A 22,893-nucleotide genomic window follows, 5' to 3' on the forward strand; every position below is an offset into this window, starting at 1 on the left:
TTCGATGAAAACTGTGATTTAAGGCCTGATTGTAGCTGCGATTGGCTCATTTGGGGTCATGTAACCGAGGGTAATACACGAATGAAAGACTTTTTATTTACTTCTGAATCTGTTTCAGAAGGCCATCCTGATAAAGTTGCCGATCAAATTTCGGATGCAATCTTGGATGCCATTTTCACCCAAGACAAATATGCCCGCGTTGCGGCAGAGACTTTAGTCAATACCGGTTTAGTGGTTTTGGCGGGTGAAATCACCACGCATGCCAATGTCGATTACATCCAAATTGCGCGCGATACCATTAAGCGTATTGGCTATGATCATTCGGACATCGGTTTTGACTACAAAACATGTGCAGTTTTGGTGGCCTACGATAAGCAATCTCCGGACATTGCCCAAGGTGTGAATGAAGGCGAAGGCATTGATTTGGACATGGGCGCAGGTGACCAAGGCTTGATGTTTGGTTATGCCTGCGATGAAACTGCACAATTAATGCCAGCGCCAATTTATTACGCGCATCGTTTGATGCAGCGCCAAGCTGAACTGCGTAAAGATGGTCGTTTGCCGTGGTTGCGCGCCGGATGCGAAATCGCAAGTGACGCTGCGTTACGATGGCGAAACCGGCAAAGTGAAAGAAATCGACACCATCGTGTTGTCGACGCAACACCATCCCGATGTATCACACGCGCAATTGACCGAAGCGGTGATTGAAGAAATCATCAAGCCAGTGATGCCAAAAGAATGGCTGACGGCCAATACCAAATTCTTGGTCAACCCAACTGGGCGTTTTGTGATTGGCGGCCCAATGGGTGATTGTGGTTTGACCGGTCGTAAGATTATTGTCGACACCTACGGTGGCGCTGCGCCGCACGGTGGTGGTGCTTTCTCGGGTAAAGATCCAAGTAAAGTGGATCGCTCGGCCGCTTATGCGATGCGCTATGTGGCAAAAAAATATCGTCGCTGCTGGTATTGCGAAGCAATGCTTGGTGCAAGTGTCATACGCCATTGGTGTGGCGCAACCGGTGTCGATCATGGTTGATACTTGGGATACCGGTGTGATTCCAAACGATAAAATCGTCGACATTATCAAAGAAAACTTTGATTTGCGTCCAAAAGGCATTATCAAAATGCTCGATTTGCTGCGCCCAATCTATAGCCGCACTGCGGCGTATGGCCATTTTGGCCGTGACGAACCTGATTTTTCTTGGGAACGTACTGATAAGGTCGAACAGCTCAAAGCGGCAGCTGGCTTAAAGTGATACAAAGAGGAATTCGCACTCTACCCATTGGGGCGAGTGCGGCTTCCTCTTTTTTTTGCTTGGAGTTTAGCGATGACCGTTATTGCGCGTTTAGTTCGTCCTGCTGAGTTAGCTGCTGTTAAAGCGTATGCCGATACCGCCCGACTGGGTGAGCCTAGTTTGGCTGATTTATTGGTGGTGGCTGAAAATGATGCTCGTTTTGTCGGATTAGTTCGCTTAAGCCACGAGCGTGGCGAGTTAATATTACATGGCTTACAAGCCGATCATCCCGAAGCACCCGCATTGTTAATGCAAGATGCATCTCGCTGGATTGCCCATCAAGCTTGCTGGGCACTGGCGCAAGCGGTGGATACCGCCCTCTTGGCTGAGCATGGTTTTATCGAGCCCAGCATCACCTGCCCTGAATTTCTGCTAGAACTAAAAGCAAGTCGCGAAACTGGCGATTGTGCATTGCAAATCTTACATAGAGCTGCAAAATAGTCTGGTATTTCTATTGCCATCTCGCCTTCATACCTGCTGTCATTGAGGTGTACTTATTCGCCTAAGCAGGTCGGTCGTCGGTTTTTCGGCTACTGCAGCTTTACATACTGTAATGGTATAGCAATGTAGACCTTTATTCATAAAGGCTGCGTAGCTATACCTTGGATTTGCTTTTATTTTTAAAAGGAAAACCAATGACTCAGTTTACCGATTTTAAAGTGGCCGATTTATCGTTAGCAGCATGGGGGCGTAAAGAGCTCACCATTGCTGAAACCGAAATGCCGGGTTTAATGGCGGTGCGAGATGAATATCGGGCTCAGCAACCGCTCAAAGGGGCGCGAATTGCGGGCTCTTTGCATATGACAATCCAAACTGGCGTACTGATTGAAGCCTTGCAAGCATTGGGGGCCAAGGTACGCTGGGCCTCTTGTAATATTTTTTCCACCCAAGACCATGCTGCAGCCGCTATTGCGGCGACCGATACGCCGGTATTTGCTTTTAAAGGTGAATCGCTGAGTGAGTATTGGCAATTTACCCATGAAATTTTTAATTGGCCTAACGACGCTAATGGCCAGCCCCAATACGCCAATATGATTTTGGATGATGGTGGCGACGCCACTTTGTTATTGCATTTGGGGGCGCGTGCCGAAAGTGATCTGAGTGTTGTCAGCCAGCCGAGTAATGCTGAAGAAACTGTTCTCTACACCGCAATTAAAGAAAAAATTAAGCGAGACCCCAAATGGTATTCAACGCGTTTGGCGGCGATTCGCGGCGTTACTGAAGAAACCACCACCGGCGTGCATCGCTTGTATCAGATGCATGAACAAGGGAAGTTGGCTTTTCCTGCGATCAATGTCAACGACTCAGTGACCAAATCCAAATTTGATAATCTGTATGGCTGCCGAGAGTCCTTGGTCGATTCAATCAAGCGCGCGACGGATGTGATGGTGGCCGGTAAAGTGGCCTTGGTGCTGGGTTATGGCGATGTCGGCAAAGGTTGCGCGCAGTCGCTGCGCGGCCTTGGGGCAACGGTGATGATTACCGAGATTGACCCCATTTGTGCACTACAAGCCGCGATGGAAGGCTATCGCGTGGTGACTTTGGATGACGTAGCGGATCAAGCCGACATTTTCGTTACGACTACTGGTAACGTCAGCGTGATTGCTCACGAACATCTAGTTCGCATGCGGCATAACGCCATTGTTTGCAATATCGGCCACTTTGATTCTGAAATTCAAGTGGCGAGTTTGCGGCAATACGAATGGGACAATATCAAGCCACAAGTGGATCATGTGGTGTTTCCGGATGGCAAACGCATCATCTTATTGGCCGAAGGGCGCTTGGTGAATTTGGGCTGTGGCACTGGCCATCCTTCGTTTGTGTGATGAGTAATTCTTTTGCCAATCAAGTCTTGGCGCAAATCGAATTGTTCACCAAATTGGCGCAATATCCAGTTGGGGTGTACGTATTGCCCAAGCATTTGGATGAAATGGTCGCGCGTTTACACCTGAAGAAAATTGGTGCGAAACTGACTGTTTTAACCGATGAGCAGGCGGCATATATCAATGTGCCGAAAGAAGGGCCATATAAATCCGCGCATTATCGCTATTAAAGCGTGCTTAACCATCGGTGGCGCTGCTTGGCAGCGTTGCCTGATGAGGCTATTGCTATTGATGCGTGTTGTGATTGCCTGAGTTTGGGGCCGTTTCCAGTTGCTCGAGTTGCAGTAGCAAAGTCTTTAACTTATCGCTGCTGAGTTGCTGACGTAGGTTGATGCTTTTTATTTCTTCGTAAATGGCAAAGTGTTGTTGCCAATGCGTAAATTCCAAATCAGTTTGGCCACTGGCCGCGTAGCTTTTGGCTAAACCGGCATGCGCGAGTTGGACGAGATATTTTGCTGGGATTTCGGTCGCGGTATCGAGCGCTTGCTGCATAAAATATTGGCTGGCATGCGTTTGTTGTTGTTCTAAATACAGCTCACCAAGCGCAATCATATTGACGACTTTTCCCCAGTGATTGCAACTGCGTGCGCTGAGTGCGAGTGCTCGTTCTAACTGCCGTTTCGCCAAGTCTTGATGACCTGCTTTGCGTAATAAATGCGCACGATAGTAATGTAGTTCAGGTTCAAATTCACAAAATGGCAGTTCAATTAACAGCGCTTGGGCTCGATCTAGTGCGGATTGAGCCTCGGCATCATGGCCCAAATGCAATTGGGCTGCGGCGACATTGATGTGATGGCAAATATGTAGGTTTTTGTCGCTAATTTGCATCAGTAGCGGTGCTACTTTTAAGTGTGTGGCGAGGCTACTGGCTAAATCTTCACTAATAAAAAATAGTTTACCCAGCCCGATATAGGCTCGAGCCATGCCTTCTGGCCATTGTTGGGCTAATGAGCGTTTTAACAGCTGCAACCATAAATCCATGGCTTTGGCGTAGTTGGCGATGTCATAGGCGACATCAGCATGGCAATCAATGGCGGCGAGCCAGCTTTCATCATCGGCATTGTGGCGTGCCAGCTGAGTTGCAACCTCGGCCATATGCTCGCGTACACCTTCAGCGACGCTGGGTGTTGCACGAAAAGCTAAGGCAATAAGTAAAGCGGCTTGTGTTTCAGCGCGAGCATCGTTAATGCTTTGGGCGCGAAAAGTAATAAATTGAGCTAAACGAAGGGTTTCGGCGGGATCGGTATACACCAGAGCGCGTGCAATGAGTAGCATTTGCTCGATTTCGGCACGTAAATCATAAAAACCCATTCTGTTCTCCTGCTGCCTAAAACCGCTGCGGCATAAGTACAGGGTTGTGCATCGTTAAGCAAAAATTGTCTTACGTGATGATTTGCTGCGCGGTTGATCGACTGAAATTTTGCGCATCATATCGCAAAAAAAAAGCGGGCCTAAGCCCGCTGATCTGAAATTATGACTACTTAAGCTTGACCTGAAATAATCAAATATTTGGCTTGAAGTTCTTCTTTGCTTTCTTTGTGTTCTGGATCGAGTGGGATACAGTCAACTGGGCAAACTTGTTGGCATTGTGGCTCATCGTAATGGCCAACACACTCGGTACAGAGATTAGGGTCGATGACATAAATCTCTTCGCCTTGTGAAATGGCGCTATTTGGGCATTCCGGTTCACAAACATCACAGTTAATGCATTCGTCGGTAATAATAAGTGCCATGATTGACAATTCCTTAGTAAAATAGTCAAGTATTCGATATGTGGGGATTTTCCCACTTTCGGGCCTAAGTCACAACCCTAAGTATTTTGAGTGGGAAAAAGTATCTTATTGGCCTGATGCACGGCACAATAATGCATATTTGACCGTACCTGCTTTGCCTTCGCGCAAAATCTCCCAATCGCTGAGCTCTGGCCATTGGGCGCATTCGATATACACCCGTGCTGTAGGGCTGAGGTGTTTGGCAATTTGCGGCAAAATTTCATCGAGTAAAGTGCTGGCAAATGGAGGATCCAGTAAGACCAGATCAAACTGTTCTTGGCATCGGCTGAGGTATTGCTCGGCAGTACTGCAAATAATCTCAATTTGATTGGCGGCGAGTAAAGCTTGATTGCTTTTGAGTGCCGCAACCACCGGTCTTGCTGCTTCAATCATGACTACTTTTTTGGCCCAGCGTGAAGCCGCTTCAAAACCGAGCGCACCGCTGCCAGAGAAAAGATCCAGACAAACCATCCCGGTGCAATCTTGCCCTAACCAGTTAAAGAGCGTTTCACGAACCCGATCAGGTGTCGGGCGTAACGCCAATGAGTCCGGAAATTTTAAAATTCGGCTTTTATATTGTCCACCAATCACACGAACCTGATTTTTATGCTGTGCTGACATTGCCGCTCCGCGTTAAAATCTAAATAATCAACCATTTTCCTCGATTTGTAGGATAGCCGCCAACGTCATGTTTAGTTTTTTTAAGAAAAAGAAGCCGCCAGAGGCGCAAATTGTCGCAGAAATTGCGCCAGAAACCCCAGTTACGGTGATTGAAACTGAGCCGCTCGCTCCAATCGCTATACCTGAAACCCCCGTCATCGCTGAACCGATCGCAAAAATTGAAACGATTGAACCGATTGAGCCAGTTGCTGCTGCAATTGAGATTAAGCCCGCACCCGTTGCGGCGCTTGAGTCGGCGATTGAACCTTTGATTGCTCAAGAAGCTGAGCCTGTAGCGCATTCTGATGCGTTTGTACCGCCCGCTGATTTAGCTCAGCCACAAGAACGTCCTAAATTATCTTGGACTGAACGCTTAAAAATGGGTTTGGCAAAAACTCGCGATAAATTAGGCAAAAGCTTAGCCAGTATTTTTGGTGGTGGCCAGATTGATGACGAGCTTTACGAAGAGCTTGAAACCGTGTTGTTGACTGCCGATATGGGCGTTGATGCCACTCAGCATTTATTAAAAGATGTTCGAGAGCGGGTGTCACTGCGTGGTTAAAAAAGACTCGGGCGAACTTAAAGACGCGCTCAAACTCAGTTTGACTGATTTGATCCAACCGCTAGAAATCCCGCTGGATGTATCGGGCCACAAGCCATTTATTCTGATGGTGGCTGGCGTGAACGGCGCAGGTAAAACCACCAGCATCGGTAAGTTAGCTAAATATTTCCAATCGCAAAATTTATCGGTGTTGTTAGCGGCTGGGGATACATTCCGCGCTGCGGCCCGTGAGCAATTGGTGGTTTGGGGCGAGCGCAACGGCGTGCAAGTGATTGCGCAAGCGTCGGGCGATGCCGCCGCGGTGGCGTTTGATGCAGTCAACGCCGCCAAAGCGCGTGGTATTGATGTAGTGATTGTCGATACGGCAGGGCGTTTACCAACGCAGTTGCACCTGATGGAAGAAATCAAAAAAGTAAAACGCGTGGTGCAAAAAGCCGATCCAACTGGGCCACATGAAGTATTGCTGGTGCTGGACGCCAATACGGGGCAAAACGCTTTGGCGCAAGTCAAATCGTTTGATGACGCTTTGGGTTTGACCGGTTTAGTGCTGACTAAGCTTGATGGCACCGCCAAGGGTGGCGTGATTGCGGCGATTGCTAAAAACCGCCCCGTACCGCTGCGCTTTATCGGTGTGGGTGAATCGATTGATGATTTACGCCCATTTGTGGCAAAAGATTATATCGATGCCTTGTTTGAATAAGTGGGTATTTGTTTATAGGCTTTTTTAAATAAGTCTTATATTCATATACCCATGCTCTCTGTGATTTCGTTGATGCAGAGGCGCTCGCTTTGATTTCATCCCTGAATGCATTTAGACGATTGCTCGTTTTAGAACGGGCAATCGGCGGGCTATGAATCAGTGGCCACAAGTCGCTTGGGTGGCTCGTTTTGAGAATGAAGGATTCTAATGATTCAATTTCAACAAGTTAGTAAAAGCTATCCCGGTGGCTTTGATGCCATTCGTAATTTAAGTTTTGAAGTTCCCGATGGCGAGCTGGTGTTTTTGGCAGGACATTCGGGCGGGTAAATCGACCTTACTCAAATTAATGGCGGGGATCGAAAAACCCAGTAGCGGCGCGGTATTGCTCAATGGGCAAAATTTAGCGCGGATGAGTCGTGCTTCTTTGCCGTTTGTGCGGCGACATATTGGGCTGATTTTTCAAGATCATAAGATTTTGTATGATCGTAATGTGTTTGATAATGTGCGTCTCCCGTTGGATATTATTGGCTTTGACCATATGGAGGGTCGCCGCCGCGTATTGGCTGCGCTCGATAAAGTGGGTTTGGCGGGTAAAGAAAAGCTCAATCCAATTTCGCTATCGGGCGGTGAGCAGCAGCGTCTATGTATTGCGCGTGCGGTGGTGCATCGGCCGTCGATTTTGTTGGCCGACGAGCCAACGGCGAATCTGGATAGTGATTATGCGCATGATATTTTGGAGTTGTTTAAATCCTTCCATCAAGTCGGTGTAACGATTTTGATTTCGGCGCACGATGAATCGTTGATGGCCGATTATGGTCGACGTATTTTGCGTTTAAAACATGGGCAGTTTTGCGCTTAAACACAGCAAAGTTGAGCTAAGGAAAAATAATGAAAAATTGGTTTCGCCTGCATCTGTTGGCACTAACACGCACGATTGGTAGCTTGTTTCGCCACCCGCTAGGTAGCCTGCTGAATTTATTGGTGATCGGGATTACAACGGCACTGCCACTGGCGCTATGGACTTTGATTATGAGCGTTTCGCAAATTAGCGATCAAGTGTCTGTTGAACCGCAAATTTCTATTTTTTTGCGGCACAGTGCCACAGCTGAAGACGTAAAGGGCTTGCAAGCGACATTAAAAGCCGATGCGCGTTGGGCTAAAGTTGAATTTATTCCCAAAGCCACTGCATTGGCGTCCTTGCAAGCCAGTTTAGGAACAACGGATTTAACCGCTGGATTAGCAGAAAACCCGCTCCCCGACGCTTTTGTATTACAAGCAAAAGAGAATGATCCGGCAGGTTTAGAGGCTTTGAAGAAAGAACTTTCGTCGATTGTGATCGTCGAAGAAGTGCAGTTAGATTCTGATTGGGCCAAGCGTTTGGCGCGGATTACCGATTTAGGACGAGCTATTTTTGAAGTGTTGGCGAGCTTATTGGCCTTGGCCTTGGTGCTGATCACGGGCAATGCCATCCGGATGCAAATCCTAACGCGCCGTGATGAAATTGAAGTCGCCAAACTGATTGGTGCAACCGATTCATTTATTCGCCGCCCCTTTATGCATGCGGCCATGGTGCAAGGGCTGCTCGGTGGTGGGGTTGCCGTGTTGATTGTGTGGGGCTTGGTGGCGTATGTAAATCCAACCGTTATCGAGCTGGCGAGTGCCTATGGGCAATCTTTGAGCTTATTGGCGCCCGATTTTCTAACCACGGTGGTGGTTTGTTTAGCGAGTGCATTTTTGTGCTTGCTAGGGGCTAGTTTGGCGGTGTCGCGTTATTTATATCAATTTCGTTAAATGCCGCTAAGCAGATTGCTTTAGGCTATGACTTGAATAGTAATAATTACCGTGCACAATGCGATCTGCATGTGATTGAATAGAATTCTGATTGGAAGCGATTTAGCACTCTGAGTGTTTGAGTGCTAATATTTTATGCTACAGTCAGCTTTGTTGTTACGACAGGAGATTCAAGCGATGGGCAATGCGATGACACTTTCAACATTATCGATTGGCGATAGTATTGAACGTTATATTCAGCGCGTTAATGCGGTACCTATGCTGTCACCTCAAGAAGAGCACGATTTGGCGACACGCCACCAAGAAAGTGGTGATGTGGAGGCTGCGCGTCAGCTTGTGATGTCCCACTTGCGCGTCGTCGTTTCGATCGCGCGAGGTTATAGTGGCTATGGTTTACCACAAGCTGATTTGATTCAAGAAGGTAATATTGGTTTAATGAAAGCGGTGAAACGCTTTGAAGCCACACGCGGTGTGCGCTTGTATTCATTTGCAGTTCATTGGATTAAAGCTGAAATCCATGAGTATATTTTACGCAATTGGCGCTTAGTTCGGATTGCGACGACTAAAGCGCAACGTAAATTGTTTTTTAATCTGCGCTCAATGAAAACTAGCTTTGCTGCGTTAACGCATAAGCAAGCGCAAGAAATCGCGGATGATTTAGGCGTTAAGCCCGAAGAAGTCCTTGAGATGGAAACGCGCATGACCGGTCAAGATATTGCGCTGGTTGCTGATGATGCTGATGATGATGGCTATGCGCCGATTGATTGGCTAGCAGATAGCCATAATGAACCGACTGCTGCAATGGCCAGAATTGCGACTGATCGTTTGCAATCAAGCGGTATTTCAGAAGCTTTAGATGGCCTAGATGAGCGTAGTCGCCGCATTATTGAGGCGCGCTGGCTGACCGATGACGGTGAGTCTTTGACTTTGCATGATTTAGCCGCAGAGTTTAAAGTTTCGGCCGAGCGAATTCGGCAGATCGAGACCAAAGCATTGCAAAAAATGAAGCAAGCTTTGTTGCCAGCAACGGTTTAAATCAAATCAGCATAAAAAATGAGCGCCTAGGGCGCTCTTTTTTATTGCTGGTATATATGTTTTTTATTGCACGTTATGTGCGAAAAAAGTGCCAAGTGATGGCAATTATGCTGGCTGCAATCAGTGTTGCGGCGCTGATTTTACTGATTCGATGTAATTCTTTGCGGTGCGCAGGATGAATGGCACGCCAAGCAAAGTGAGCAATGATCAAAAGTAAGCATAGATAAAAGAGCTTGCTGCTCATGATTGAGAATACACGGGATGTCCGATGGTCGGGATGTTGCGATTGAGTTTTGTCTTGTATTCTTACAAGACTTAATGTATCACTTTAAATTTCGCTTGTTTCATGTTTATTTTTAAGACTTTTATGAATTAAAAACATTTTTAACTAAGTTATTGTATCAAAAGATAAAAAACTGGCGCAACTTGTGCCAGTTTTTTTTTTTGCTCTATAGTGGGTTTCAGTGGGGTAAAGTGGGTAAAAGTGTATTTTTATAGTCATTTTTTCGCTAAAATTGCACCGCGCGTAGATTGATCGGTTTTTTGATCTCGTTAGCGAACAAACAGGGGCGTCTGCATACATGTTGGGTGGTGTGTCATCTCTTTCATTGGACAGTAAAGGGCGCTTAGCGATGCCAGCTAAGTACCGTGCTTTATTGTGCGCTGAAGGGCGATTGGTGATTACCATTGACCCGGCTGGATGTGTGTTGATTTACCCTGAGGCGCAATGGATACCGGTGCGAGATCAGCTAAACACTTTATCTGGCTCAAAAATGTCTGTGCGTCGTTTAATCGTGGGTCACGCTGAAGAAATCGAAATGGATACAGCGGGCCGTATTTTAATCCCAGCGACTTTAAGGCAACGCGCGCAACTGAATAAGGCGGTTGCTTTGGTTGGCATGGGAAATAAATTCGAATTGTGGGATGAAGCTAAATGGAATGCCGTGACGGATTCTGTAATGGCGATGGATCCGCATGAATTAGAAAACAATATGGAAGGAATCGTGCTTTGAGTGAAGTGGTTGGAACAAACTTCGTGCATTGCACGGTATTGCTTAATGAGGCAGTGGATGCGTTAGCGATCCAGCCTGATGGCACTTATGTGGATTGCACGTTTGGCCGTGGTGGCCATTCTCGATTGATTTTGTCCAAATTAGGACCCAATGGTCGCTTAATCGCATTTGATAAAGATTTATATGCGATTGCCGAAGCCGCAACGATTACCGATCCTCGTTTCACGATTGTGCACGAGGGCTTTGTCACGTTGGCTGAATCTCTTGCCCGACTCGGGATCGAAAAAAAATAGATGGTTTATTGATGGATTTAGGCGTGTCCTCACCACAATTGGATGATGGCGCGCGCGGATTTAGCTTTAGATTTGATGCGCCCTTGGATATGCGTATGGATACGACCCGAGGGCAAACAGCGGCTGAATGGCTTAATTCTGCCGAAGAAAAAGAAATTGCAGAGGTGGTAAAAGATTATGGCGAAGAACGGTTTGCTCGGCAGGTTGCAGCAGCGATTGTTACGCGTAGGGCAAGCAAACCTTTTGCTACAACAGGAGAACTTTCCGAGGTCGTGGCAACGGCTGTCCGCACCCGTGAGCCGGGCCAGAACCCGGCGACGCGTACCTTCCAAGCTATTCGGATTTACATCAATCGTGAGCTTGAGGAACTGTCGCTAACACTTCCTCAGGCATTGCGCTTGCTGAAAACGGATGGGCGCTTATCGGTGATTGCATTTCACTCGCTGGAAGATCGCATCGTCAAACGGTTTATTCAAGATGCGGCTAAAGGAGATCATCTGCCTTCGCGTCTGCCGGTGCGTGCCAGTGAAATTGCTGCAGCGCCGTTGCAGGTCCTCGGTAAACCGATTCGCGCTTCAGAGATCGAAATTAAAGCCAACCCGCGTGCGCGCAGTGCGATTTTGCGGGTTGCGGCACGTACAGCGGGGCCTTTGTGACGCGTTTAAATATGTTTTTGTTGGCAGTTCTAGTGATTTGCGCTTTAGCGGTGATTACTAGTCGACATAAGTCGCGAAAACTATTTATTGAATTGCAGAAAGAAGATGTGCTGACTCGTAAGCTCGACGTTGAGTGGGGGCAGTTACAACTAGAGCAAAGTACTTGGGCGATGCACTCTCGGATCGAGCAAGAAGCTGGACACAATTTGGAAATGCAAGTGGCACCATCGAATCGCACTCAGGTTATTTTGGAACACGGTGAACTCGTGAAGCAACCTGAGGTTAAAGATCTGTAATGATAACAGCGGGAAAAACGGCGGCTAGCCGTCGTCGACCAAAGTATGCCGTAATCCCAAAGTTAGAGCGTTGGCGGGTTTGGACGGTATTGGGCGGCTTGATGGTGTTGTTTGCCGCCTTACTTGGCCGTGCTTTGTATTTGCAAGTATGGAATGAAGGTTTTTTACAAGACCAAGGCGATGCACGCTATCGCCGAGTGTTAAAACTAGAAGCCAATCGCGGCATGATCACCGACCGTAATGGTGAGCCATTGGCAATTTCCACACCGGTTCAGTCGATTTGGATGAGCCCACGCAGCATGTTGATTTTACCGGCAGGGCAGCAACGTGCCGAAGATTGGAAGCCTGCGAACGACGATGAGCTGATGCCGTTGTCGCTGGATGAAGTTAAAAAATTAGAAACGCATTTGCAATTGAAGTCGGGAGAGCTGTTAAACAAAATTGACCGCATCACGAAAAAACTCGCAAGGCAAAGAAATAAAATCAGATTTTCTGTGGGTGAAACGGCATATCTCACCTGCGGATGCAAAAAAACTGATGGCGATGAAAATCCCCGGAGTGTATTCGCAAACAGAATATCGCCGTTACTACCCGGCAGGCGAAGTGATGGCTCATATTGTCGGTTTTACCGATATTGATGGCAAAGGGCAGGAAGGCTTTGAGTTAACACGAGAAAAAATGCTGGCGGGTAAGCCAGGCTCTCGCACCGTGATTCGTGATCGACGTGGCTACATTGTTGAAGATGTTTCAACCATCGTACCGCCGCAAGAAGGGCAAACATTGCAGTTGTCGATTGATCGGCGAATTCAATATTTAGCCTACCGCGAGCTGAAAAATATGGTCGATAGCTCCGGTGCAGTGGGTGGGGCGATTGTGGTGCTCGATGCGCGAACGGGTGAGGTGTTGGCATTGGCCAATGCGCCGTCTTACAACCCCAATAGTCGCGCCAAAATCGACCCAGCGCATAAACGTAATCGTGCTTTAACCGACTTATACGAGCCGGGCTCGACCATGAAAGCGCTGACGGTCGCAATGGCACTGAATGCGGATAAAGTCACACCGCAGACCATTATTCAAACCGGTGGTGGCACGATGGCCATCGGCCCGAATACGGTCAAGGACGATCATGCGGTGGGTGCGGCCACGGTGGAAACCATTATGCAAAAGTCTTCCAACGTCGGCGTGGCGAAGATGGCTTTAATGATGGATCGTGAGTCGAAATGGAATTTTTATAAAGACGTTGGCTTTGGCGAAGCGCCGCATACCGGGTTTCCGGGTGAAGCTGCTGGCCGTATTCGGCCTTGGAAAAACTGGCGTCCGATTGAAGAAGCCACCATGGCGTTTGGTTATGGGATGTCGGTGAGCTTAATGCAAATGGCGCGCTCGTATCAGTTGTTTGCGGGCAATGGTGAAATTCATCCAGTGACATTTACTAAATTGGTCGCGCCAGCACCGGGCAAGCAAGTGGTTACTGCCAAGACGGCAGAACAAGTTCGCAAGATGCTGGAGATGGTGACGTTGCCAGGCGGAACGGCAACTCGGGCACAAGTGGTGGGCTATCGAGTCGGCGGTAAAACGGGTACGGCAAAAAAATTAGTGGATGGTAAGTACTCAGATACGGCGCGTGTGGGTTCTTTTTGTCGGTTTAGCCCCTATTTCAAATCCACGTTTGATTGTGGCAGTGATGGTGGACGAACCATCATTTGCAATGCGTTACGGTGGTTTAGTTGCGGCCCCGATTTTTAGTAATGTGGTTGCTGGGAGTTTGCGCTTGTTGGGTGTACCGCCTGATGCGCCAACGACCAATATTTTCTTACCCAATACCGAAGCCGAAGTAAAGGAAGAAACATGAAGCCTGCGAGTTGGGAATTACCTGCTTTTGATTTAGCTGCGCTGATTGAATTACAGTCGGCCCGCCCTTTGGTGGCCGATAGCCGCCAAGTACAAGCCGGCGATGTATTTATGGCTTTTCGTGGCGAATATGTCGATGGCCGAAAATTTATAGCCGATGCGCTAGCCAAAGGCGCTGCAGCGGTGATTTGGGAAGCTGATGATTTTGTGTGGAATCCAGCATGGGATGTGCCTAATTTAGCCGTGCCAGCACTACGCTATCAAGCAGGTATTGTCGCCAGTGCTTTGTTGGGTAACGATTCTGGGCTTATGCCTATAGTTGGTATCACAGGAACGAATGGCAAAACCTCGATTGCCAATTGGTTGGCACAAGCTTTTGATTTATTGGGCAATAAAACCGGCGTCTTAGGTACTTTGGGCAATGGTTTTGTGAGTGACTTAGTCGCTTCAACTCATACCACCTTAGATCCTTTGACCTTACAAGGCTGGTTAGCCAAGTTTAAAGCCAATGGCGCAACGCATGTGGCGATGGAAGTTTCCTCGCATGGTTTAGAGCAAGGCCGGGCGCATGGCGTACCGTTTAAGACCGCCGTTTTTACCAATCTAACTCGCGATCATTTGGACTATCACGGCACCATGGCCGCATACGCCACTGCTAAGGCCAAGTTGTTTCAGTGGGATGGTTTACAAGCTGCCGTTATCAATGCTGACGATGCCTTTGGCCGTGAGCTGATTGAATTTACCACTGCCCCCAAAGTGTATAGCTATGGATTTGAGCACGGTAATTTGCGTGTTAAGCATTTTGAAGTCTTCGCTGGACGGTCTCTCTTTGGTGGTCGATACGCCGCTTGGCGTTGGCGCGATTAATTCACCGCTATTAGGGCGCTTTAATGTTAGCAATTTACTGGCTTGCTTAGGGGTCTTGCTGGCTGATGGCGTGGCATTGAATGATGCCTGCCGCGTGCTCGGTCAAATTCGTTCGGCTCCCGGTCGTATGCAATGCTTGGGTGGATCGGGCAAGCCTTTGGTGGTGGTCGATTACGCGCATACGCCAGACGCATTAGAAAAAGCCTTACTCACTTTGCGTGAAGTGATGCCGCAAGGCGCGCGCTTATATTGTGTGTTTGGTTGCGGTGGCGATAGAGATAATGGCAAGCGCCCGTTAATGGGTGAGATTGCTTGCCGCTTGGCAGACTCGGTGGTGATTACCAGTGATAACCCGCGCAGCGAAAAACCGCAGGCAATTATTCAGCAAATTATTGCTGGCGTAGAAGGGGTGCCAGGCAATGGCGAAGCCAACTATGCGATTGAATCGGATCGTGGTTTTGCCATTACGGACACCATTGATATGGCCGGTCCTAACGATGTGATTTTAGTGGCCGGTAAGGGGCATGAAACCTACCAAGAAATCGATGGCGTGCGGCAACATTTTGATGATGTTGAAGTGGCTAGCCAAGCGCTCGCCAAAAAAGTAATAAGGAAGTCATGATGTTGAATTTGCAGGAAACCGCGCAAGCGCTTAATGGCCGTCTTTCGGGAGCCCCCGAATTGGTCTTTAGCCGTGTGACGACCGATAGTCGTGACATTCGCGCCGGTGATTTATTTGTCGCTTTAAAAGGCGAGCGTTTTGACGCGCATGATTTTGTTGAACAAGCTTTGGCGCAAGGCGCGGTAGCCGCCCTCGTTGAAAAAGACGGTAGCGGTAACCGGATTGTGGTGGCGGACACTTTACAAGCGCTGGGACAATTGGCAAGGTATTGGCGTGTAAAGCATGCCGACATTAAGCTAGCGGCCATTACTGGCAGTAATGGTAAAACTAGCCTCAAAGAAATGTTGGCGAGTATTTTGGCTGTGCACGTCGGAGATGCCAGCAAAGTGCACGCGACCAAAGGCAATTTAAACAACCATATTGGCTTGCCATTAACGGTGCTAGGGCTCAATGCCCAGCATCGTTTTGTCGTTGCTGAAATGGGCATGAATCACTTTGGTGAGATTGACTACTTAACGCACATTGCCAGTCCAAATGTGGCGGTGGTTAATAACGCCGGCGCCGCCCATTTAGAAGCCTTAGGCTCGGTGGCTGGTGTGGCTCAAGCCAAAGGTGAAATTTTTGCCGGTTTAGTCGCCGATGGCGTGGCCATTATTAATCACGACGATGAGTTTGCTGGTTTGTGGCGGCATTTAGCGGGCGAGCATCAATGTGTGTCGTTTGGATTGCAAGACGCAGAAATCTCCGCCGAGCAGATTGAATTGGGCGCATTGGGCAGTCAGTTTCAATTGCTCACCCCGTTAGGTTCGGCATTAGTGCAGCTGGCGGTTCCGGGCTTACACAATGTGCGTAATGCGCTGGCCGCAGCGGCAACGGCGCTGGCAATGCAAGTGCCTTTGGCCGATATTGCTGCCGGTCTATCGGCATGGCAAGGGGTAAAAGGGCGTTTACAAGCCAAAAAAGCCGCCAATGGTGCGCAAATTTTGGACGATAGCTATAACGCCAATCCAGATTCGATGCGGGCGGCGATTGATGTTTTGGCGGCGATGGGGGCAAAACATACCGTTTTGGTCTTGGGGGATATGGGTGAAGTGGGCGCTGATGCCGCCGAGCAGCATGCATTGATTGGCGCTTATGCTCAGCAACAAGGGATTGCCGCTTTATTCGCCGTGGGTGAACACATGGATCATGCCGTGGGCGCTTTTGGTGAACGCGGCCAGCATTTTGCCAGTAAAGCACAATTGTTGGCGAGTTTGCATGCCGTATTGACACCCGAATCGATGGTGTTGGTGAAAGGATCGCGCTTTATGCGCATGGAAGATGTTGTTAACGAATTAGAAGGAGCACAGCCATGTTGCTGATGTTGATGCAATGGCTCGGCGAATCAGTTCGTGCCTTTAATGTATTTAATTACCTCACTTTACGCGCCGTTTTGGCGACGATTACCGCCCTGACTATTTCATGGACTTTAGGCCCATGGGTGATTCGCAAATTGACCGAGATGAAAGTCGGCCAAGCCGTTCGTGATGATGGCCCGCAAACGCATTTAATCAAAGCCGGTACGCCGACGATGGGCGGTACCTTGATTTTGCTGTCGATTGGCTTGACCACCTTATTGTGGGGTGACTTAGGCAATAAATACATTTGGCTGGTGCTGGTGGTGACCTTGGCCACCGGCATTATTGGTTTTGTGGATGATTATAAAAAAAGTCGCACTGAAAAACCCGAAAGGTTTGTCAGCCAAAGCCAAGATGTTTTGGCAGTCAGCGATTGCCATTGGTGCCGGTTTATTTTTGGTGAATTTTGGTAATGACGCGGCAACGACGGGTTTTATTGTGCCGTTTTATAAAGAAATCTTGTATCCATTTGGTGCCATTGGTTTTTGTATTCTGACTTACTTTGTCATTGTTGGCACCAGTAATGCCGTCAATCTCACCGATGGTTTAGATGGCTTGGCGATTATGCCGACGGTATTGATTGCCGGGGCGTTTTGTATTTTTGCCTACGTGGCGGGGAATGCAAAATTTGCGCTGTATCTGGGTGTACCGCACGTACCCGGTGCTGGCGAATTGGTGGTGTTCTGTGCGGCAATGGCCGGTGCAGGCCTCGGCTTTTTTTGTGGTTTAACGCCTATCCCGCTGAAGTTTTTATGGGCGACGTTGGCGCTTTGGCACTCGGCGCGGGCTTGGGCATGGTCGCGGTGATTGTGCGGCAAGAAATTGTGTTGCTGATTATGGGCGGTGTGTTTGTGGTTGAAGCGCTGTCGGTGATGATTCAAGTTGCCAGCTTTAAAACCCGCGGAAAACGCGTGTTTCGGATGGCGCCATTGCACCATCATTACGAATTAAAAGGCTGGAAAGAAACTCAAGTGGTGGTCCGTTTCTGGATTATTACCATGCTCTTGGTCTTGGTGGGCTTGGCCACCTTGAAATTACGGTAAGCAAAGATGGAACTCAAAGCAAAGCATAGCATCGTCGTCGGTTTAGGTGAAACTGGCTTGGCGACCGCCCGTTGGTTGGTTGGACAAGGCGCCCAAGTCACCGTGGCCGATAGCCGCCCAACGCCGCCCAATTTGGCGCAACTTCAAGCTGAGTTGCCACAGGTCGCGTTGCGCTTGGGCTCATTTAATGTGGATACGTTTGCGGATGCCGATTTATTAATTACCAGCCCGGGTGTGCCATTGGCAACGCCCGAAGTGGCCGCAGCGATTGCGCGCGGTATTACGGTGATTGGTGATATTGAATTATTGGCATTGGCGCTGCAAGGCCAGCCCGGCAAAGTGATTGCGATTACTGGATCAAATGGCAAATCCACCGTGACCACGATGGTGGCGCAAATGTGTGAAGCCGCCGGAAAAACCACGGTGATGGCCGGCAATATTGGTGTTCCGGTGTTGGCCGCATTAGCCCAATGGCAGGCGCGCGGTGAGTGGCCCGATTTTTGGGTGCTGGAATTATCCAGTTTCCAACTTGAAACCACGCACTCTTTAGCGCCGACTGCGGCGACGGTTTTGAATGTCTCGGAAGACCATTTAGATCGCTACGCCGGAATGAAAGAATATGCGGCGACTAAAGCCAGTATTTTTAATGGCCAAGGGGTGCGAGTTCTTAATCGTGAAGATCAATGGTGTAAGGGTATGGCCGAGCCAGACCATAATATAGTGTGGTTTGGTGCAGATACCCCTGCTGATGGCGAGTATGGTTTACTTGAAATCGATCATGATTTTAGCCTTCGCTATGGCGCAACTGAATTACTCAAAGCATCGGAATTGCCTGTTGCGGGTTTGCATAATGCCGTAAACGCTCTGGCTTCGATTGCCTTGTGCCGCGCCGCCGATTTACCGTTAGCGCCATTGCTTGAAGCTCTGAAAAATTTTAAAGGCTTGCCGCACCGGGTGGAGTTTGTCGCCGACATCAATGGTGTCGCGTATTACGACGACTCGAAAGGCACCAATGTTGGCGCGACCGAAGCGGCTTTAAAAGGCATGACTCGGCCAGTGGTCTTGATCGCGGGCGGCGAGGGCAAGGGGCAAGATTTTTCGCCACTGCTTGAAGCGTGCGAGCGAATTTGCCGTGCGGTGTTACTCATTGGTAAAGATGCGCCCGCTTTGGCGGAAGTATTAAATGAAGCGCAATCGGCTTATTTGCCCGATGACGATGATAATTATTTGCCGGTGATGATGTTGCCGACGCTAGAAATGGCGGTTTCGGTAGCGAGTAATTTTGCCGAACCTGGTGATGTGGTCTTGCTGTCACCGGCGTGCGCTAGCTTAGATATGTTCCGTAATTATCATCATCGCGCCGAAGTATTTATTGCCGCAGTAAAAGAATTGGAGCAGTAATGCGGCAAATTCTTTATCAAGCGATGCAGCGAATGAAACCCAAAATGAGCGCTTATGATCGAGGCTTATTTTGGTGCATCACTTTATTGCTGACCATCGGCTTGGTAATGGTGTATTCCTCATCCATTGCAATGGCAGAGGTCGATAAAGATACTGGCTTTAATTCGAGTTATTTTTTGATGCGCCATTCGGCATATTTGGTCGTTGGCGTGCTGGCCGGATTCATTGCATTTAATATTCCAACCGAAATATGGCGTCGTTATGCTCCGGCGTTATTTATTTTGGGTATTGTGTTATTAATTTTAGTGTTGATTCCGGGTATCGGGCGTGAGGTGAATGGTAGTCGGCGCTGGTTAAGTTTGTTTGTGATTAATTTGCAGCCCTCCGAATTAGTGAAATATTTTGTTGTGCTGTACGCCGCTGATTATAGCGTGCGTAAAAATAGCAGTATGACTTCAACCTTTGTTGATAGCTTAACTAAGGTCTTATTACCGCTAGGCGTTGTAATGGCCATTGTGGGTGGCTTATTATTGGCCGAACCGGATATGGGCGCGTTAATTGTCGTAACGGCGATTGCGATGGGCATATTATTTTTGGCTGGATTTAGTTGGCGAATCTTTGCTGGCCTGATTATGTTTTTGGGCGGCTCTTTTTTTGCCTTAATTATTTCTAGTCCTTATCGCCGTGCGCGGGTTTTAGGTTTTTTAGATCCTTGGCAAGATCCGTATGGTAAAGGTTATCAATTAAGTCATTCCTTAATCGCTTTTGGCCGTGGTGAATTTACCGGTGTCGGTTTGGGTTTGAGTGTAGAGAAAAACTCTCCTATTTACCCGAAGCGCATACTGACTTTTTAATGGCGATTATTGCGGAAGAATTTGGCTTTATTGGCGTTGCCGTGGTGATTAGCTTATTTGCATTTTTAGTTTTTCGCGCTTTTTCGATTGGTGTACAGGCAAATAAATTAGAGCGGCATTGGCAATCATTAGCCGCGCAAGGCGTTGGCATTTGGATTGGTGTACAAACGGTGATTAATATTGGCGTAAATATGGGCGTGATGCCCACTAAAGGTTTAACCTTGCCCTTATTATCGTTTGGTGGCTCGGGGATTGTGGCCAATTTATTAGCGTTAGGTTTTTTATTGCGGATTGATTTTGAAAATCGTCAAATGATTCGAGGCTACAAGGTATGACGATTATTTTCTCGGTACTGTTTATTGTTGCCATGCTGGCTTTGATTGTTAGCGGATGGCGAATGCGCAAAGAAGATGCCGAATGGATTGAACCCGCAGCTAAAGGCGGACAACGTACGTTGTTGGTGATGGCCGGTGGTACAGGTGGACATATATTTCCTGCGCTAGCGGTGGCTAATGCCTTGCGTCTTGAGGGTTGGGATGTGGTGTGGTTAGGCGCAAACGGCGCGATGGAAACTCGCGTTGTACCGCAACACGGCATCGATTTGGTGACGCTTAAAATTACCGGTGTCCGTGGTAAAGGTTGGTTAAAAAAACTCAGCCAACCGTGGGTGCAAACCAAAGCTTTGTTGGCGGCTTTGAATCTGATTTTCCGTCGCCGTCCTGATGTAGCGATTGGTTTTGGTGGGTTTACCGGTTTTCCTGGCGGTTTGGCGATGCGTTTGTGCTGGTTGCCGTTGGTGATTCATGAGCAAAACTCAGTGGCGGGTTTAACCAACCGTGTGTTGTCGAAAATTGCCAATCGAGTGTTGTTTGCGTTTCCGTCGGCATTTCCTAATCAGGCCGATTGTGTGGGCAATCCAGTACGCAGTGAAATCGCCCAAGTGGCCGAACCTGCTGAGCGTTTTGCTGGCAGAACTGGGCCTTTAAAGATTTTGGTGGTGGGCGGCAGTTTAGGCGCGCAAGTATTTAATGAACAATTACCGAAAGCCTTGGCGCTGATTGCACCGGCTGATCGCCCGCTGGTGACGCATCAATCGGGTGAAAAGCATTTAGAGACATTGCGCGCGAATTATGCCGCTGCGAATGTAACGGCCGATTGTGTGGCGTTTATTGCCGATATGGCGCAAGCGTATGCCGATGCCGATTTGATTTTGTGCCGTTCTGGCGCGTTAACGGTGGCCGAGCTTGCGTGCGTGGGTGCGGCCAGTATTTTGGTGCCATTTCCGCATGCGGTGGATGACCATCAAACCGGCAATGCGCAATTTTTAAGTGAAGCTGGCGCCGGGATTTTATTAGCTCAATCACACAGCAGTCCAGAAAAACTGGCGCAATGGATTCAAGAAATGACGCGTGAACGCTGCCTAACGATGGCAACGGCCGCGCGTGCTTTAGCTCAACCTAATGCAACGGCGGCAGTCGTTGCAGTGATTAAAGAATTAGCGCAATGAAACATAAAGTAAAACGCATTCATTTTGTTGGGATTGGTGGGGTCGGCATGAGTGGGATTGCCGAAGTATTGCTCAATTTAGGTTTTGAAATTAGTGGTTCGGATTTAGGTGTCAGCGCCACAACGCAACGCTTAGTGAATGCGGGCGCCCAAGTATTTCAAGGGCATGCGGCTGAGTTTGTTGCCGATGCCGATGTAGTGGTGATTTCGAGTGCGGTGAAAGACGACAATCCCGAAGTGATTGCCGCGCGCCAGCGCAAGATTCCCGTGGTACCCCGCGCAATGATGTTGGCTGAATTGATGCGCTTAAAGCAAGGTATTGCCATTGCCGGTACGCACGGCAAAACCACCACCACCAGCTTGAGTGCCAGTGTGCTCGAGGCTGCGGGCTTGGACCCAACCTTTGTGATTGGCGGCAAGCTACACGCCGCAGGCTCGAATGCCCGCTTAGGGCAGGGCGACTTTTTGGTGGCCGAAGCCGATGAAAGCGATGCGTCGTTCTTGCTCCTCACGCCGGTAATTTCGGTGGTGACCAATATCGATGCCGATCATATGGACACGTATGGCCATGATTTTGAAAAACTAAAGCAAGCGTTTATCGATTTTCTGCATCATTTGCCGTTTTATGGTCGGGCGATTTTATGTATTGATGATCCGCATGTGCGCTCGATCTTGCCGAAAGTGACCAGCCCAGTGACCACGTATGGGGTGTCAGACGACGCAATGTTGCGTGCAGAAAACATTGTGGCGGATAACGGCATGATGCGCGTTTTGATGCGGTTTGGGAAAACGGCGAATCACGTCGCTTGGCCGTCACGCTCAATATGCCGGGTATGCACAATGTACTCAATGCACTTGCTGCGATTGCCATCGGGATTGAAGTCGGGGCGGATGAGGCGTCGATTGTATCGGCACTGGAGCGTTTCCAAGGCGTGGGTCGTCGTTTCCAGCGCTATGGCGAAGTCGCTTTACCTGCGGGTGGTTCGTTTACCTTGATCGATGATTATGGTCATCATCCGGTTGAGATGGCGGCAACGCTGGCTGCAACGCGTGGCGCGTTCCCGGGGCGTCGCTTGTTATTGGCGTTTCAACCGCACCGCTATACGCGAACGCGTGATTGTTTTGAAGATTTTGTCAAAGTACTCAATACCGTGGATGGCTTATTACTGGCTGAAGTGTATGCCGCCGGTGAAACGCCGATTGTTGCTGCCGATGGCCGATCTTTAGCTCGTGCTGTGCGAGTGGCCGGCAAAATTGAGCCGGTGTTTGTGGCGCAAATTACCGATATGCCAACGGCAATTTTTGCCGCAGTGCAAGCGGGTGACGTGGTGGTGACGATGGGCGCAGGCACCATTGGGAATACACCGAAATTATTATGTGAGATGGTGAAATGAGT

At 48.7% G+C, this 22,893-nt stretch carries 17 protein-coding genes and 9 pseudogenes; 23 read left to right on the forward strand and 3 right to left on the reverse strand.

Annotated elements, in window-relative coordinates; translation table 11 throughout:
- Positions 1–81 precede the first annotated feature (81 nt).
- The 3 genes and pseudogenes from metK (at position 82) to ahcY (ending at position 3,348) form a co-directional block, all read left to right on the forward strand.
- A pseudogene (gene metK / locus GKO28_RS10200) lies at positions 82–1,256 on the forward strand (methionine adenosyltransferase).
- A 72-nt stretch (positions 1,257–1,328) separates the two neighbouring features.
- Positions 1,329–1,736, forward strand: a complete 408-nt coding sequence (locus GKO28_RS10205) for a hypothetical protein (protein WP_182076189.1) — start codon at positions 1,329–1,331, stop codon at positions 1,734–1,736.
- 194 nt (positions 1,737–1,930) lie between these two features.
- Positions 1,931–3,348 (forward strand): annotated as a pseudogene (ahcY, locus tag GKO28_RS10210) (adenosylhomocysteinase).
- A 55-nt stretch (positions 3,349–3,403) separates the two neighbouring features.
- Here the strand turns inward: ahcY and GKO28_RS10215 are convergent.
- The 3 genes from GKO28_RS10215 to rsmD form a co-directional block, all read right to left on the reverse strand.
- Positions 3,404–4,489 (reverse strand): hypothetical protein, encoded by a 1,086-nt coding sequence (locus GKO28_RS10215; RefSeq protein WP_182076190.1) that lies wholly within the window; start codon positions 4,487–4,489, stop codon positions 3,404–3,406.
- A 170-nt stretch (positions 4,490–4,659) separates the two neighbouring features.
- Positions 4,660–4,911 (reverse strand): YfhL family 4Fe-4S dicluster ferredoxin, encoded by a 252-nt coding sequence (locus GKO28_RS10220; protein ID WP_173532981.1) that lies wholly within the window; start codon positions 4,909–4,911, stop codon positions 4,660–4,662.
- Positions 4,912–5,016: 105 nt separating this feature from the next.
- Positions 5,017–5,571 (reverse strand): 16S rRNA (guanine(966)-N(2))-methyltransferase RsmD, encoded by a 555-nt coding sequence (rsmD, locus tag GKO28_RS10225; RefSeq protein ID WP_182076191.1) that lies wholly within the window; start codon positions 5,569–5,571, stop codon positions 5,017–5,019.
- A gap of 67 nt (positions 5,572–5,638) precedes the next feature.
- On the opposite strand from rsmD, the pseudogene ftsY reads away from it, so the two are divergent.
- From ftsY to murC, 20 genes and pseudogenes are all read left to right on the forward strand, one after another.
- A pseudogene (gene ftsY, locus GKO28_RS10230) lies at positions 5,639–6,872 on the forward strand (signal recognition particle-docking protein FtsY).
- A gap of 207 nt (positions 6,873–7,079) precedes the next feature.
- Positions 7,080–7,731: pseudogene (ftsE, locus tag GKO28_RS10235) on the forward strand (cell division ATP-binding protein FtsE).
- A 29-nt stretch (positions 7,732–7,760) separates the two neighbouring features.
- Entirely contained in the window at positions 7,761–8,663 is a 903-nt protein-coding gene (ftsX, locus tag GKO28_RS10240) for a permease-like cell division protein FtsX (RefSeq protein ID WP_182076192.1), read from the forward strand.
- A gap of 189 nt (positions 8,664–8,852) precedes the next feature.
- Positions 8,853–9,698 carry an RNA polymerase sigma factor RpoH gene (gene rpoH, locus GKO28_RS10245; protein ID WP_247646477.1) on the forward strand — a complete coding sequence of 282 codons (846 nt, stop codon included), beginning with the start codon at positions 8,853–8,855 and terminating at the stop codon, positions 9,696–9,698.
- A gap of 581 nt (positions 9,699–10,279) precedes the next feature.
- Complete coding sequence (gene mraZ, locus GKO28_RS10250; RefSeq protein ID WP_173532986.1) at positions 10,280–10,711, forward strand: division/cell wall cluster transcriptional repressor MraZ; 432 nt, start codon at positions 10,280–10,282, stop codon at positions 10,709–10,711.
- 5 nt (positions 10,712–10,716) lie between these two features.
- Positions 10,717–11,660, forward strand: a pseudogene (gene rsmH, locus GKO28_RS10255) (16S rRNA (cytosine(1402)-N(4))-methyltransferase RsmH).
- Positions 11,657–11,956, forward strand: coding sequence for a cell division protein FtsL (gene ftsL, locus GKO28_RS10260; protein ID WP_173532988.1), 300 nt, complete (start codon positions 11,657–11,659; stop codon positions 11,954–11,956). The pseudogene rsmH and the gene ftsL overlap by 4 nt, the downstream one beginning before the upstream one ends.
- The gene (locus tag GKO28_RS19805; RefSeq protein ID WP_247646479.1) at positions 11,956–12,594 is read left to right on the forward strand and encodes a hypothetical protein; all 639 of its coding nucleotides are present in this window, start codon (positions 11,956–11,958) and stop codon (positions 12,592–12,594) included. The genes ftsL and GKO28_RS19805 overlap by 1 nt, the downstream gene beginning before the upstream one ends.
- Positions 12,500–13,519: pseudogene (locus GKO28_RS10265) on the forward strand (peptidoglycan D,D-transpeptidase FtsI family protein); the annotation flags it as partial. The gene GKO28_RS19805 and the pseudogene GKO28_RS10265, both read left to right, overlap by 95 nt.
- A 145-nt stretch (positions 13,520–13,664) precedes the next feature.
- Positions 13,665–13,808 carry a hypothetical protein gene (locus GKO28_RS10270; protein WP_182076194.1) on the forward strand — a complete coding sequence of 48 codons (144 nt, stop codon included), beginning with the start codon at positions 13,665–13,667 and terminating at the stop codon, positions 13,806–13,808.
- Positions 13,805–15,296 (forward strand): annotated as a pseudogene (locus tag GKO28_RS10275) (UDP-N-acetylmuramoyl-L-alanyl-D-glutamate--2,6-diaminopimelate ligase). Before GKO28_RS10270 ends, GKO28_RS10275 begins: the two are co-directional and overlap by 4 nt.
- A complete protein-coding gene (gene murF / locus GKO28_RS10280; protein WP_307838981.1) occupies positions 15,293–16,657 on the forward strand; it encodes a UDP-N-acetylmuramoyl-tripeptide--D-alanyl-D-alanine ligase in 1,365 nt (454 codons plus the stop codon). The pseudogene GKO28_RS10275 and the gene murF overlap by 4 nt, the downstream one beginning before the upstream one ends.
- Positions 16,648–17,106, forward strand: a complete 459-nt coding sequence (locus GKO28_RS22805; protein ID WP_374220722.1) for a hypothetical protein — start codon at positions 16,648–16,650, stop codon at positions 17,104–17,106. The genes murF and GKO28_RS22805 overlap by 10 nt, the downstream gene beginning before the upstream one ends.
- A pseudogene (locus GKO28_RS22810) lies at positions 17,048–17,430 on the forward strand (phospho-N-acetylmuramoyl-pentapeptide-transferase); the annotation flags it as partial. The gene GKO28_RS22805 and the pseudogene GKO28_RS22810, both read left to right, overlap by 59 nt.
- A gap of 15 nt (positions 17,431–17,445) precedes the next feature.
- Positions 17,446–17,736, forward strand: coding sequence for a hypothetical protein (locus GKO28_RS22815; RefSeq protein ID WP_374220778.1), 291 nt, complete (start codon positions 17,446–17,448; stop codon positions 17,734–17,736).
- Between the two features lie 6 nt (positions 17,737–17,742).
- The gene (gene murD / locus GKO28_RS10290; protein WP_182076196.1) at positions 17,743–19,137 is read left to right on the forward strand and encodes a UDP-N-acetylmuramoyl-L-alanine--D-glutamate ligase; all 1,395 of its coding nucleotides are present in this window, start codon (positions 17,743–17,745) and stop codon (positions 19,135–19,137) included.
- Positions 19,137–19,991 (forward strand): FtsW/RodA/SpoVE family cell cycle protein, encoded by an 855-nt coding sequence (locus GKO28_RS21455; RefSeq protein WP_282099272.1) that lies wholly within the window; start codon positions 19,137–19,139, stop codon positions 19,989–19,991. The genes murD and GKO28_RS21455 overlap by 1 nt, the downstream gene beginning before the upstream one ends.
- On the forward strand, positions 19,991–20,326 hold the full coding sequence (locus GKO28_RS21460; protein WP_282099273.1) for an FtsW/RodA/SpoVE family cell cycle protein: 336 nt from the start codon (positions 19,991–19,993) through the stop codon (positions 20,324–20,326). Before GKO28_RS21455 ends, GKO28_RS21460 begins: the two co-directional genes overlap by 1 nt.
- 62 nt (positions 20,327–20,388) lie before the next feature.
- Positions 20,389–21,498: an undecaprenyldiphospho-muramoylpentapeptide beta-N-acetylglucosaminyltransferase gene (gene murG / locus GKO28_RS10300; RefSeq protein ID WP_182077457.1), complete on the forward strand. Its 1,110-nt coding sequence runs from the start codon at positions 20,389–20,391 to the stop codon at positions 21,496–21,498.
- Positions 21,495–22,891: pseudogene (gene murC / locus GKO28_RS10305) on the forward strand (UDP-N-acetylmuramate--L-alanine ligase). Before murG ends, murC begins: the two are co-directional and overlap by 4 nt.
- Positions 22,892–22,893: the final 2 nt, after the last annotated feature.

Source organism: Deefgea sp. CFH1-16, assembly GCF_016881365.1.
In the GTDB taxonomy this organism is placed as follows: domain Bacteria; phylum Pseudomonadota; class Gammaproteobacteria; order Burkholderiales; family Chitinibacteraceae; genus Deefgea.